The organism is Lichenihabitans sp. Uapishka_5 (genome assembly GCF_033947565.1).
Classification (GTDB): Bacteria; Pseudomonadota; Alphaproteobacteria; order Rhizobiales; family Beijerinckiaceae; genus Lichenihabitans.
The window spans coordinates 82,046-94,514 of sequence record NZ_JARPVX010000007.1 but is presented as its reverse complement, the minus strand read 5'-3'; the positions used below and the strand labels follow the sequence as shown (position 1 = coordinate 94,514).

13 protein-coding genes are annotated in these 12,469 nt (G+C 68.1%); 10 read left to right on the top strand and 3 right to left on the bottom strand.

Annotated elements, in window-relative coordinates:
* Window positions 1–25: 25 nt before the first annotated feature.
* Window positions 26–1,306: an HlyD family secretion protein gene (locus tag P7D22_RS05155; protein WP_319933139.1), complete on the bottom strand. Its 1,281-nt coding sequence runs from the start codon at window positions 1,304–1,306 to the stop codon at window positions 26–28.
* An 83-nt stretch (window positions 1,307–1,389) separates the two neighbouring features.
* On the opposite strand from P7D22_RS05155, the gene P7D22_RS05150 reads away from it, so the two are divergent.
* Both P7D22_RS05150 and P7D22_RS05145 read left to right on the top strand, forming a co-directional pair.
* Window positions 1,390–2,109: a TetR/AcrR family transcriptional regulator gene (locus tag P7D22_RS05150; RefSeq protein WP_319933138.1), complete on the top strand. Its 720-nt coding sequence runs from the start codon at window positions 1,390–1,392 to the stop codon at window positions 2,107–2,109.
* A gap of 371 nt (window positions 2,110–2,480) precedes the next feature.
* Window positions 2,481–3,398 carry a GGDEF domain-containing protein gene (locus tag P7D22_RS05145; RefSeq protein WP_319933137.1) on the top strand — a complete coding sequence of 306 codons (918 nt, stop codon included), beginning with the start codon at window positions 2,481–2,483 and terminating at the stop codon, window positions 3,396–3,398.
* A 72-nt stretch (window positions 3,399–3,470) separates the two neighbouring features.
* On the opposite strand, the gene P7D22_RS05140 is transcribed toward P7D22_RS05145, so the two are convergent.
* Window positions 3,471–4,373: a sugar-binding transcriptional regulator gene (locus tag P7D22_RS05140; protein ID WP_319933169.1), complete on the bottom strand. Its 903-nt coding sequence runs from the start codon at window positions 4,371–4,373 to the stop codon at window positions 3,471–3,473.
* Window positions 4,374–4,582: 209 nt separating this feature from the next.
* On the opposite strand from P7D22_RS05140, the gene P7D22_RS05135 reads away from it, so the two are divergent.
* The 7 genes from P7D22_RS05135 (at window position 4,583) to P7D22_RS05105 (ending at window position 10,782) form a co-directional block, all read left to right on the top strand.
* Window positions 4,583–5,500 (top strand): tagatose-bisphosphate aldolase, encoded by a 918-nt coding sequence (locus tag P7D22_RS05135; protein WP_319933136.1) that lies wholly within the window; start codon window positions 4,583–4,585, stop codon window positions 5,498–5,500.
* 10 nt (window positions 5,501–5,510) lie between these two features.
* Window positions 5,511–6,410 (top strand): ROK family protein, encoded by a 900-nt coding sequence (locus P7D22_RS05130; protein ID WP_319933135.1) that lies wholly within the window; start codon window positions 5,511–5,513, stop codon window positions 6,408–6,410.
* Window positions 6,407–6,943, top strand: coding sequence for an AAA family ATPase (locus tag P7D22_RS05125; RefSeq protein WP_319933134.1), 537 nt, complete (start codon window positions 6,407–6,409; stop codon window positions 6,941–6,943). The genes P7D22_RS05130 and P7D22_RS05125 overlap by 4 nt, the downstream gene beginning before the upstream one ends.
* Window positions 6,944–7,216: 273 nt before the next feature.
* Window positions 7,217–8,149 (top strand): ABC transporter substrate-binding protein, encoded by a 933-nt coding sequence (locus tag P7D22_RS05120; protein WP_319933168.1) that lies wholly within the window; start codon window positions 7,217–7,219, stop codon window positions 8,147–8,149.
* Window positions 8,150–8,264: 115 nt separating this feature from the next.
* A complete protein-coding gene (locus tag P7D22_RS05115) occupies window positions 8,265–9,254 on the top strand; it encodes an ABC transporter permease subunit (protein WP_319933133.1) in 990 nt (329 codons plus the stop codon).
* Window positions 9,254–10,015 carry an ATP-binding cassette domain-containing protein gene (locus P7D22_RS05110; RefSeq protein WP_319933132.1) on the top strand — a complete coding sequence of 254 codons (762 nt, stop codon included), beginning with the start codon at window positions 9,254–9,256 and terminating at the stop codon, window positions 10,013–10,015. Before P7D22_RS05115 ends, P7D22_RS05110 begins: the two co-directional genes overlap by 1 nt.
* A gap of 38 nt (window positions 10,016–10,053) precedes the next feature.
* Window positions 10,054–10,782: an SDR family oxidoreductase gene (locus tag P7D22_RS05105; RefSeq protein WP_319933131.1), complete on the top strand. Its 729-nt coding sequence runs from the start codon at window positions 10,054–10,056 to the stop codon at window positions 10,780–10,782.
* Window positions 10,783–10,848: 66 nt separating this feature from the next.
* On the opposite strand, the gene P7D22_RS05100 is transcribed toward P7D22_RS05105, so the two are convergent.
* Window positions 10,849–11,676, bottom strand: a complete 828-nt coding sequence (locus P7D22_RS05100; RefSeq protein ID WP_319933130.1) for an aldo/keto reductase — start codon at window positions 11,674–11,676, stop codon at window positions 10,849–10,851.
* Window positions 11,677–12,097: 421 nt separating this feature from the next.
* On the opposite strand from P7D22_RS05100, the gene P7D22_RS05095 reads away from it, so the two are divergent.
* Window positions 12,098–12,451, top strand: a complete 354-nt coding sequence (locus tag P7D22_RS05095) for a cupin domain-containing protein (RefSeq protein ID WP_319933129.1) — start codon at window positions 12,098–12,100, stop codon at window positions 12,449–12,451.
* Window positions 12,452–12,469: the final 18 nt, after the last annotated feature.

Genomic DNA, 12,469 nt, shown 5'->3' with positions numbered 1-12,469 from the left:
GCCGGCTCGCGGCCGGCCCGGCGTGTCAGGGCGCGTCGGCCATGCCGAGGCGGGTGCCGCGACCGGGCGCGGGCGTGCCGTCGCGGGTTTCCACGGTGGCTTCCACCGACAGGCCCGGGCGCAGGCGCGCCACCAGCGGGTCGTCGTTCAGCGCGATGCGGACGGGGACCCGCTGCACCACCTTGGTGAAATTGCCGGTCGCGTTCTCGGGCGGCAGCAGCGCGAATTGCGCGCCGGTGCCGGGCGAAAAGCTGTCGACCCGTCCGTGGAAGACATGGTCGCCGAAGGCGTCCACGGTGAAGTCGACGGGCTGACCCGCCGTCATCGCGGCGAGCTGCGTTTCCTTGAAGTTGGCCACGAGGTAGATGTCGCGTCCCATCGGAACGACCGTCATCAGCCCCGTGCCGGCCTGCACCAGCTGGCCGGCCCGCAACGAGCGGTCGCCGACGACCCCGTCGATGGGAGAGCGGATCGTGGTGTAGCTGAGGTTGAGGTCGGCCTGGGCCAGCTTGGCGCGCGCGCCGGCGATGGCCGCGTTGGCGCTCTTGGCGAGCGCCTCAAAGGTGGTGACCTGCTTTTCGGCCGCATCGAGCGTGGCGCGGGCCTTGGCGAGGGTCGCGGTCCGTTGCGCGAGGTCGGATTGGGTTTGCTGGGCCCGCTGCGAGGTGCCGGCTCCCGAGACGAGAAGATCGCCGTAACGTTTCGCTTCCTGGCTCGCGAAGGTCAGGGCGGCTTCCGCATTGTTGACGTCGGCCCGCGACGACCCGATCTGCGCGACCTGCTGGATCACGGCGGCCTTGTAGCCTTCGAGCTGCGCCTGAGCCTTGTCGAGATCCGCCTGCGCCTCGTCGATGGCGATCCTGAAATCGCGGTCGTCGATGCTGGCCAGGATGTCGCCGGCCTTCACGGCCTGGTTGTCGCCCACCGACACGGTCGCCACGAAGCCCGCCACCTTGGGCGCGACCGTGACCTTGTCGGCCTGGAGAAAGGCATTGTCGGTGGTTTGCTGGAAGCGGCCGACGCTCCACCATTGCCAGCCGTAATGCCCGCCCCCGGCCAGGCCCGCCAGCAGGATCGCACCGAGGATCAGCTTGCCCTTGCGCTTCGCCGGCGGCTTGCCGGCCGGCTGCGGCGACGCGGCTTGTTGCGACGACGTGGCGCCGTTCGGCCCCGCGGGGAGCGGCGTCGGGTCGGGTTCGGGCGAGGTGCGACGCGCACTCGTTTCGCTCAAAAGGGCGGCGTCGTTCCCCGTCGAGGGAGTGTCGATGGCTTCGGCGGGGCGAGGGTCGGCAGCGAGGCTGTCCATGGCGGGCTCTTCACTGAACAGAACGGTTGTGTTCTGATAATCCGCGTCGTAGGGGATTGCAAGCTTGCTGTGGGACGCGAACCATGACCGAAGTGTTGGATGCGCCACGTGCCGATGCCGGGTCCGCCGCACGGGACGCGGGTGGGCCGAAGTCCATGACGACCGAAAAGCCGAAGCGCCACACGGGCGGGCGCCCTTCGCAGGAGGAAGCGCGACGGCGTGACGAACGCCTGGTCGAGATCGCGGCCCGCACCTTCATGGACAAGGGGTTCGACGCCACCACGATCGATGCGGTGGCCGAAGCCGCCAGCGTCGGCAAGGCGACCCTTTACGCCCGCTACCGCGACAAGCCCGCGCTGTTCGCTGCCGTGTTCCAGCGCAAGATCGACCTGTGGCTGGCGCCCCTGAGCCTTGCGGCCACCTCGCCCGCCTCCGGCGACGTCGACGACGTCCTGCTGTCCATCGCCCGCGCCATGATGGCGAGCGCGATGGCGCCGGAAGCGCTGGCGATCAGCCGCATCCTGATCGCCCAGGCGCCACGCTTTCCCGACTTGGCCCGCCTGGCCCACCAGGAAGGATGGCAGCGCAGCATCTCGGCCCTGTCGGTGGTCTTGTCGCAATTCGTCGCCGACGGCCAACTCGCCATCGCAGATTGCGACCTCGCGGCCGACCTGTTCCTGAGCCTCGTCATCGGCCGCCAGACCCGGCTCGCAATGCTGGGCATCGAGACCGCCCCGGCCCAGATCGACCTCCGCATCCGGGCCGCCGTCCGGTTGTTCCTCGACGGTGCCAAGGCGCGCTGAACGCGGGCGGCGAGAGCGCCACGGGCGGCAAAGCGCGACACCGGGGCAGATGGTTGTGGTCGAGGGCAGGGGCGCGCTGCTCAGGGCCAGCACAGCAATCGTCATGCAACGGCGTCGCGATCCCCCTTTCCCGGGTGCTCCGCTCTGCATCCGCAACCCGGCCTGCCGCACGGATGGATGGCGGCGGTCCCTTTCGGCTTCGCCCTGGTCTCGATCAGCGCTCGATCCGATCGACCGCGTCCTGTCGATGCGACCCGGGTAGTCTTGTGTTCATGGATTTTCGCTAGCGTCGCCCCGACTTCGGGCGGGACGGTGAAGTGGCCATTGCTTCGAAACACGGCCGGCGATTGTTAGGCGACGCCGATCGCCTCATGCTGAATCAGGTGACCATCGATAAGCTCGCCGATCCCATCATATGGCTCGACGAGGACGCGCGGTATGTCTTCGTCAATCCCGCCGCGACGCACTTGCTTGGCTATACGGCGGAGGAACTGTGCCGCCTGCGTGTTTGGGACATCGATCCGGCCTTCGACGAGGCGCGCTGGCGCCGCCATTGGGTCGAGATCCTGGAACGGAAGACGTTCAAGATCGAGACGGTGAACCGCTCCAAGTCGGGGAGGGACATCCCGATCGAGGTCACGGTCAACCTCGTCGAATACGAGGACCATCGCTTCAATTGTTCGATCGTGCGCGACATCAGCGAGCGCCGTCGGATCGAGGCCGATCTGCGGGATCTGCACGATAGGATCTACCAGCTCAGCGTCACGGACGCCTTGACCGGACTGGCCAACCGACGCCATTTCGACCTCGCGTTGGCGGACGAGATCGCGCGGCACGTCGCGTCGCGGGAATCCTTGTCTCTCATTCTCATCGATGTCGATGCCTTCAAGCCCTTCAACGACACCTACGGGCATGTTGCCGGCGACGACGTGCTGGGTCGGGTCGCCGACAGCCTCCGGTCGGTCGCGCTCGACGCGCAAGGCACCATCGCCCGCTATGGCGGCGAGGAGTTCGTCTGCATCCTGCCGGGTACGGGCGGCCCGGCAGCTTTTGCGGTCGCGGAACGGTACCGTCACGCCATCGAAGCTCTCGGAATCGTTCACAACAGTTCACCGATCGCCAACCATGTGACGGCGAGCGTCGGCGTCATGACGACCTTATGCGAGGGCGCAACCCAGGCGTCCGACCTGCTTCGGCGCGTCGATGTCGCGCTCTACAGCGCCAAGCGCCAGGGGCGTAACACCACCGCGGTCGCGACGGACACGACGGCCATGCGCGAACCCCTTTAGGTCGAGGACAGGTCTCGACCCGGGGTCGCATCCGGCTTGGGCTTCGAAGCGACGACCGCGTCCGGCGCGATCCTATTCCGGCAGATCGAGGATGGTGCGCGCGGTGACGAGGTCGGTCACCAAGGCGTTGATCATGCCGGCCCGCGCGGCGCCGCGGATCGCCTTCGCCTTGTGGGGTGAGGCCGCGACGCCGACCACGAGCGGGATGCGGCGCAGCTGGCCGGGCGACACGGCGACGAGCCGCTTCGCGCCTTCCCAGGGGATCAGGGTGCCGGCGTCGTCGAAATAATGCCGGATCACGTCGCCGGCCGCCTGCACGAGCTCCTGCTCGTCGCGCGTGACCTGCAGCCGCCCGTGGTCGACCACGCCGTGATGCGGCACACCGATCCCCACCAGGGCGGCGTCGATCCGGTCCCACAGGGCGAGGTTCTCGGAGGTCGCGACATCGCGCAGCAACGCCTCGCGGGCATCGCGCGACGGCAGGTAGGGCACGTGGATGAAATGCGGCGTGCCGCCCATTTGATCGGCTGCGAGTCGGACGAATTCCCCGATCTGGAAATGGGGCCCCGGCTGCTGCATGCCGCCCGTCGCCGGCACCGTGAGGACGCCCGGCATGCGCGGCAGGCCGGCCGTGATCACCTCGCGCACCGCCCGGCCCCACCCGATGGCCATCACCGACCCCGACGCGAGGCCCGCCTCCTTGAGCAGCGCCCCGGCAGGCGCCGCCAGCGCGGCCGTGCCGCCGGCCTCGCCCGTATCGACCACGATGGCGCGCCGCAGGCCCAGGCGCTCCGCCAGATCCGCGTTGACGTTCTCCGCCGTTTCGAGGTCGCGGACCTCGATCCGCACGATGCCCTCCGTGCGGGCGCGACGCAGCAGGCGCGACACCATCGCGGTCGATAGCTTCAATCGCTGCGCGATCTCCACCTGGGGCAGGTCGGCTTCGTAGTGGAGCTTCGCCACGGTGTGCAGCAGGGCACGCGTCGAGGCATCCGGCGTGGAAACAGGCAGCTTGCAATTCCTTTCAGAAACATATTACATATCGTTATGCCGCGACGGCGCCCGGATGGGAAGCCGATCGCATCGGCAGCGTGACACGTGAGTGTAGGCTAATCCCGCAGCGAGAACACCGGCGACTTGACCGGATGCCGATGCCGCGCGGACCTCGAGCGAGGCTTGTCCAGATGACCACCATGACCACTGCGGAACTTCGGGGTTACCAGCAGATCTGCGGACCCGACGGCGCCATGATGGTGATCGCCGCCGACCAGCGCGGCGGCATGCGCAAGATCATGGCCGCCCAGCCGAGCGAGGAAGCCGCCATCACCGAAACCATGCTCGGGGAAACCAAGGCGGACCTCACGCGCCATCTTGCCAGCCAGGCCTCCTGCATCCTGCTCGACCCGATCTGCGCCGTACCGGGCATCGTGGACGGGGGCGTCCTGGCCCGCGACACGGCCCTGCTGGTCGGCCTCGACGCGTCCGGCTTCGACACGACGCCCGAAGGCTACCGCCTCTCCAAGCTGGTGCCGGGCGTCGATGCGCGCCGGGTTCGCGAACTCGGCGGCACGGGCGGCAAGATCATGGTCTACCTTCGGGCCGACCACGCCAAAGCCAACCAGGACAACATCGACATCCTCCGCCGTTGCATCGCGGATTTCGCCAAGGAGGACATGCTGCTCGTCGTCGAGTTCCTGACCTACGAGCTGCCGGGCGAAAGCCGGGACGACTACCAGGCCCGCTTCCCCACACTCATCGAGGACGGCACCCGCATCTGCCTCGAGCTCGGGTCCAAGGTGCTGAAGCTGCCTTATCCGGGCAGTGCTGCGGCCTGCGCCAAGGTGACGGAGCTTTGCGGGTCGGTGCCCTGGGCCGTGTTGTCGGCGGGCGTCGATCACGAAACCTTCCTCGGCCAGGTCGATACCGCCATGGCGAACGGCGCTTCGGGCGTCATCGCGGGGCGGGCGCTCTGGAAGGATTGCATCTCCCTCGACCGCGCCGTCACCCAGGACCGCCTGACCCGCATCGCGGTGCCGCGCCTGCGGCAGATCCAGGGTATCGTCGCAAAGCACCGGGCCGCTGCGCGCCCGCATGCCGCCTGAGACCCGAACAATGACGCGCTGCTCTATCGGCGTGGATATCGGGGGCACCAACCTGCGGGCCGCGCGGGTCGGTATCGACGGCCGCGTGTCCTACCACAGGTCCGAAGCCATCACCCGCGACCCCGAAGCCGTGATCGCCCGCATCACGGCGCTGTGTCGGGACCTGGACGATACGGCCGTGGATGCGATCGGCATCGGCGTTCCCGGGCGCATCGATGCCAATCGCCAGCTGGTGCTGTCCGGCGGTTATGTGGATCTCGGCGGCCATGATCTCGTGCGCCGGCTGGAAGACAGCTTTGGTAAGCCCGTGGCGGTCGGCAACGATTGCGGCATGGCGCTCGTCGCCGAGATGGCCCTCGGGGCCGGCGTGGGCTACGGCAACGTCGTGATGTTCACCATCGGAACCGGCATCGGCGGTGCGGTGGCGCTCGACGGATGCGTCATCCATGGGGCCGGGACCGCCGGCCAGCTGGGTCACATCACGGTGGAGCCCGGCGGCCAGCCCTGCAACTGCGGTCGGCGCGGCTGCGTGGAAACCACCAGTTCGGGCACGGCCCTCGGCCGTCACCTCGCCGAAGCCGGACTGCCGCCCGGAACGCGCGTCGAAACCCTGCTGGACGCGGCCCGACAAGGCGACGGCGCGGCCCTCACGATCCTTCAACGCTGGGCCGGGCCGCTCCGTTCGGCCATCGACAGCATGGTGGCGGCCGTCGCGCCCGACCTCGTGCTGCTCGGGGGCGGCCTCGGTCAGGCCGCCGCGGCCGCCCTCGCCCATGCGCCGGCCATGTCGCCCTGGTACCAATGCCGGGTGGCTGCGGCCCAGCTCGGCGACGATGCCGGCGTCATCGGCTCGGCCCTCGCGGCGGTCGCGCATGCCCGGGCCCTCGTTCCGGCCAGGGTGGAGCCATGAAGACGGCCATCCTGGTCAACGGCGTCCCGGCCAGCGGCAAGAGTTCGGTCGCCTGTGCGGTTTCGCGCGGCCGCGGCGTGCCGTTGATGACCCTCGATACGGTCAAACAGCCCTTGTTCGGCCATTTCGGCGTCGGCGACCGCGAACACAACCGACGGCTCGGCCGGGCCAGCTACGAGATCATCTTCGCCGCCATCGCCGATTGGCCGGACCCGATGACGGTGGTGATCGATGCCTGGTTCGGCTTCCAGCCGCCGGAGGTCCTCGAGCGCCACCTGGCCGAGGCGAACATCGGCCGCGTGGTCGAGCTCTGGTGCCACGCGCCCGGCGCCGTGCTGGCCGCCCGCTACGGGGCCCGGGTCGAAACCCGCTCGGCGGGCCATCCCGGCCTCGAATACGTGCCCGAGCTCGTGGCGCTCGCGGCGCGGGCGGAACCGACCGGCCGGGGCCCATGCCTCGCCATCGACACCACGCAGGAACTCAGCATCGGGTCCGTCCTGGCCTGGATCGACGACGCGGTGGGAGGCTGCTGAGGACGGCGCGGGTTCGGCCGCAGGAGGCCGGGCCGGCTGGCAAACACGACCCGCTCGACGGGTCGCTCATCGGATCGGGACGCAGGCCCCGATACGGCGCCGGGTTTGGTTGAACTCGGCCATAGACGAGCCTGGAAGCCGTACCTTAGGCTCGCAACGACACAGACCTGGTCAACAGGCAACGTCAGTCGCGCAGGTCGCGCGAAAGAAACACTCAGGGAGGGTGCATTGAAGAATTCGCTTAAGGTCGTCTTGGCTGCGTCCGTCGGGATCATGGCGCTCGCCACCGGCGCGCAGGCCCAGGCCAAAAAATACACGATCGCGCTGGTGCCTGGTCTGACCACTGACGCCTTCTACATCACCATGCGTAAAGGTGCCGAAGCTGCGGCCAAGGCCATCGGCGCAGACCTCGTCTTCCAGGGCGCGCCGGAGTTCAACCCGGTGCAGCAGGCGCCCGTTCTCGACGCCGTGATCGCCCGGCACCCCGACGCCATCCTGATCGCGCCGACCGACAAGACGCAGCTGGTGCAGCCTTTGAAGAAGGCGGCCGATGCCGGCATCCCGGTGGTCACGGTCGACACATTCATCGGCACGGGCGATTACCAGACAGGCGCGGGCGATGCCGATTTCCCGCTGTCTTATGTCGCCTCCGACAATCTGGAAGGCGGTCGCATCGCGGCGCGGGCGCTTGCCACGGCCATCGGCGACAAGGGCAAGGTTTACGTCTCCAACGTCAAGCCGGGCGTTTCCACCACCGACCAGCGCGAAGAAGGCTTCAAGGAGGAGATGAAGAAGCATTCCGGCATCCAGGTGCTCGGGACGCAGTTCAACGACGACGACGCCAACAAGGCCGCGTCCCAGCTGCAATCGGTTTACGCCCGCAATTCCGATCTCGCAGGGGTATTCGGCGCCAACCTGTTTTCGGCCATCGGCGCCGCCAACGGTGTGCAGCAGGCGGGCCAAAGCGGCAAGGTCAAGGTGGTGGCCTTCGACGCGCCCACCACGATCGTCGGCAACATCAAGTCCGGTCTCATCGAGGCCGCCATCGCCCAGCACCCGGCCGAGATCGGCTATTACGGCGTGCTCACGGCCTACGCGCACCTGACGGGACAATCGGTTCCCACCAAGATCGGCACCGGCTTCACCGTGCTGAACAAGGCGAACATCGACAAGCCCGAAGACGCCAGGTTCGTTTACCAGAACTGATCCGCGCCCGACCGCACCGCCCCACCACGGGGCGGTGCCTTTCCCGTCGTCAGCTCACGGAGCGCGCATGCTCGCCCAAACGTCTTCCAAACTCCTCGTGCCACGGAGGCCGGGCATGCCGGCCAGCCGCTGGGTGTTGTGGCTCGCCGCCATGCGGGCGTGGCTGTTCCTGGCCTTGCTGCTGATCGGCTTCGAGAGTTGGGCCCGCGTCAGCTACGGGTCGACCTTCGTGTTCTCGATCTACAATGCGCAGTCGATCGCGGTCTTCGCAGTGGCGCCGTTGCTGCTCGCGCTCGGCGAAACCTTTGTCATCATCGCCGGGGGCATCGATCTTTCGGTTGGCTTCATCATGGGCCTGTCGGCCGTCGTGGCGGCCCATGCGGCCAATTACGCCGGCGGTTCGGACGGCGGCTTCGGGGCGATGCTGCTTGGCGTCGCGGCGGGCCTCGCCGTGTCGCTGGTGCCCGGCACCGTCAACGGCTGGCTCATCTCCAAGCTGAAGGTGCCGCCCTTCATCGGCACGCTCGGCATGTATGGCGTGGCGCGCGGCGTCGCCTTTCTGCTGGCCAGCGGCACCACCGTGCCGGTCAACAACGCCTGGTTCGCGGCACTCGGCAACGGCCGCCTGCTGGGCGTGCCGGTGGTGGTGCTCATCACGGTGCTGTTCCTGCTGGCAATGAGCTATCTCCTCAGCCAGACCCGCTTCGGCCAGCACACCTATGCGGTGGGGGCCAGCGAGCAGGCCGCGCTGCGGGCAGGCATCGGTGTCGGGCGCCACACGCGAAAACTCTACCTGCTGTCGGCGCTCTGCGCGGGCCTCGGCGGCGTGCTCTACACCGCGCGCTTCACCGCCGGGGCTGCGCAGGCGGGCGAACCCTTACTGCTTGATTCGATCGCCGCGGTGGTGATCGGCGGCGCGAGCTTGTTCGGCGGCTCGGGCACGATCCTCGGCACAGTGGCCGGCTCGCTGGTGATCGCGGTGATCCAATACGGCCTCGTGTTCATGGACGTGGAGCCCTTCTGGCAATTCGTCGCCGTGGGCATCGTCATCATCATCTCGGTGCTGGTCGACCAGACGCAACGCAAGCTCGGGGGAGACCGCTGATGAGCGCCGTGCAATCCACCTCGTCCCAGCCCGTCCTCGACGTGGTGGGCGTCACCAAGCGCTTCGGCGGCGTCGAGGCCCTCAAGGGCGTCTCGCTGTCGCTTTATCCGGGCGAGGTCGTGGCGCTCGCGGGCGACAACGGAGCCGGCAAGTCGACCCTGACCAAGATGATCTCGGGAGTTTATCCGGCGGATGACGGCGAGATCAGGCTCGACGGCGCGCCGGTCCGCTTTTCGACGCCGGAAGCCGCGCGACAGGCCGGCATCGAGACGATCTACCAGGACCTCGCGCTGGCCGACAATCTGTCGATCGGCGCCAACATCTTCCTCGGCCGCGAGCCGATGCGGCGGGCCTTCGGCGTGCTGCCGGTGCTCGACCGGCCCAAGATGGCCGCGGCCGCGAAGGAAACCATGGCGCGGCTCGACTTCCACGTCGACCGCCTGGACGCCCCCGTGGGCCGCTTTTCGGGCGGCCAGCGGCAGGCGGTCGCGATCGGCCGGGCCATGTACTGGAACGCCCGCGTGATCCTGATGGACGAGCCGACCGCCGCCCTCGGCGTGCCCGAGCAGCGCAAGGTTTTGACGCTGATCCGCAACCTGAAAGCCCAGGGGCGCGGCGTCATCTTCATCAGCCACAACCTCCAGGACATCTTCGCGGTCGCCGACCGCATCGTCATCCTGCGGCGCGGCAGCCTCGCGGGCGAGCGCCTGATCGGCGACACGACGCATGACGAGGTCGTCAAGCTGATGATCGGCGGCTGACACCGATCACCGCCACGATCGGAACCGGAGCATTCTGAATGTTTGGATTAGATGGGAAAACCGTGCTGGTCACAGGGGCCAGCGGCGGCATCGGCGGCGCCACGGTCCGGCAGCTCGTCGCGGCCGGGGCCGAGGTGGTGGCGAGCGGCCGCTCCGAAGACGCCCTGGCCAAGCTGGCGGCTGAAACCGGATGCCGGACGCGGCCCTTCGACCTGCAGTCCGAGGACGCCATCCGCGACGCGCTCGACGGGCTCGACCTTTATGGCGTCGTGAATTGCGGCGGCTGGGGCGGCGAGATCGCGACCCCGATGGAGACCGACATTGCGGTCTTCGACAAGGTCGTCGGCATCAACGCCCGCGGGGCGCTGTTGGTGACCAAATATGCCTCCAAGTCGATGATCCGACTGGGCGTGGGTGGGGCGATCGTCAACGTCTCGAGCCAGGCGTCGCTCGTGGCGCTCAACGGCCACATCTCCTATGGCGCCTCCAAGGGCGCCCTCGACAGCATCACCCGCGTGTCGGCGCTCGAGCTCGGCAAATACAACATCCGCGTCAACGGCGTGAACCCCACCGTGATCATGACGCCCATGTCGGCCTGGTATTGGGGGCGGCCCGAGATCGGCGATCCGGTGTTGAAGGCCATGCCGCTCGGGCGCTGGGCCACCGAAGACGAGATCGCGGCCCCCATCGTGTTCCTGCTGGGCAATGGCGCCAGCATGATCTCGGGCGTCAGCCTGCCGATCGACGGCGGCTTCACGGCCTGCTGAGACCGCCAGGGCAGGCAGCACCAGCAAAGCGGCGCCGGTCGTCGGCGCCGCCCGTCCGCACCTCGCTCAGAAGGTCGCGGTGTCGGGGTTCGAGCCGATCCGCCCGTCAGCCCGATCCAGGGCCGCGATGGCCGCCACATCGTCATCGGTCAGCGCGAAGTCGTCGATCGCGCCATTTTCCACGATGCGCTCCGGGGTCACCGATTTCGGGATCACGATCAGGCCCGACTGGACGTGCCAGCGGATGATGACCTGGGCGGGCGATCGACCATGGCGGCGGGCGATGTCGACGATCGCGGGGTCGGTCAGCACGCCACCCTGGCCAAGGGGGCTCCACGATTCCGTGGCGATCCCGAGCTCGGCGTGAACTTTCCGCAGCGCCCGTTGCTGGAAGTGCGGGTGGAGTTCCACCTGGTTCAGCACCGGGACGATCCCGGTTTCGGACATCAGCCGTGCGAGGTGCTCCGGCGTGAAGTTCGAGACGCCGATCGCCTTCGCCCGGCCTTCCTGCTTCAGTTGGATGAGCGCGCGCCAGGTGTCGACGTAGCGCCCGCGCGTGGGCGACGGCCAATGGATGAGGTACAGGTTGACCGCATCCATCTTCAGCCGCTCGAGGCTGCTGTCGAAGGCCCGCAGCGTTTCGTCGTAACCCTGGTCCGTGTTCCACACCTTTGTGGTGAGGAAGATGCTGTCGCGCGGCACCCCGGCCCGCCGGATACCGTCGCCGACCCCTTCCTCGTTCTGATAGGCCGCCGCGGTATCGATGTGGCGGTACCCTGCGCCGATCGCAGTGGCCACGGTTCGGGCGGCGTCCTCGGCCGGCGTTTTCCAAAGGCCGAGCCCGAGTTGCGGGATCGAACTGCCGTCGTTGAGTTGAAGCGCCGTCTCGTACATGTCGCGGTCCCTGGTTGGGTCGAAAGCGGAAGGCAGCGCGGCGCCGCAAGGGCTTCGCGCTCGCCGGCGAGCCCGCCATGGGCAACACCGTCCTTATGAGCACCGCCGACGCTAACCGGCATCGCTCGCCGCCCGGACCCGATCCTGCGTGTCGGGCAACAGCATACACTCTTTGACCCGAACGGAACGGCATAAGCGGCTGCCGGGCGCTGTCGGGCCCGCGTGACGCCTGGGCCGAGGGCCTGAGACATTGAGCACGCCGCGCGCCAGCTCCCGACGCCATCGGCCGACACCGCCACATCATGCCTCACGCAGGCCCGAGCGCGGCAGAACGTGTCGCCGCATCACAACAAACGACGGCTCGTCGGGCGCGGGCGAGGCTAGAACGGCCCTGTTCAGGCCCAAGCGCAGGAGATCCTTTTTGGCCCTTATCGTTCGTCTCGACACAAACCCGGCCTTCGCACCCCGGGATTCGGTCGCCCTTCCCGAACGCCTCATCGAGGGTGCGCCCGCCTTCAAGACCTGGCCGCTCGACGACGCGCGCGACGGGCATGTGCGCACAGGCATCTGGTCGGCCACGCCGGGCACCTACACGTCGATCAAAGGGGAAGCCTTTGAATTTTGCTACATCCTGGAAGGTCATGCCGAATTGACCGAAGAGGGCGGCGAAACCCATACGTTCCGGGCGGGCGACAGCTTCGTGTTGAAGCCGGGTTATCGCGGGGTGTGGAAGACCATCGAGACGATCCGGAAGATCTACGTTTACGTCGATTGACGGTGCGGCGAGACGCCC